Genomic DNA, 516 nt, shown 5'->3' on the forward strand with positions numbered 1-516 from the left:
GTCTATGCTTCTAAAGGGTGCCGTGCACGTAATATTAGTTACTTGCATGTTATTGACGCACTGGTTAAAAAACCATTGGCATTTCGCTACTCACAACTACGTGACGACTTACTTCCAAGCGACAATTACAAAGCTATTTGGGAATACGTTAATGCCCACCTTTTAGCGGATGAAGCGAGCTATTACATGGTGAAATTGCTCCATTTAGCGAAGCAAAGTGGGTGTGAACGTCAATTAGGACGATTTGTAGCATCGTCAATTACTCAGCGACAATTACCGGCCATCCGAGAATGTGAAGCGCAATTTTTAGTGATTGCATCAAACATACCCACAATAACAATAAAGCAACACAGCTTGAGCGCTTATAGCAGCATGATACCGGGAGGTCTACATGGATAACTTCACGGCCTCTTTACCTTTAATGCTGAAACAATTAAAACTTAGCACCATGCTTCAACAGTGGAATACCCTGGGCAAAAAAGCGATAGAAGAACAATGGAGCCCACAGCAATACTT

The 516-nt window shown here is 42.2% G+C and carries 1 pseudogene; it reads left to right on the top strand.

Annotated elements, in window-relative coordinates:
- Positions 1-399, top strand: a pseudogene (locus AAEY55_RS18135) (IS21 family transposase); the annotation flags it as partial.
- Between the last annotated feature and the right edge of the window lie 117 nt (positions 400-516).

This window comes from Pseudoalteromonas sp. 120-MNA-CIBAN-0494 (genome assembly GCF_040308885.1).
GTDB classification, from domain to species: domain Bacteria; phylum Pseudomonadota; class Gammaproteobacteria; order Enterobacterales; family Alteromonadaceae; genus Pseudoalteromonas; species Pseudoalteromonas nigrifaciens.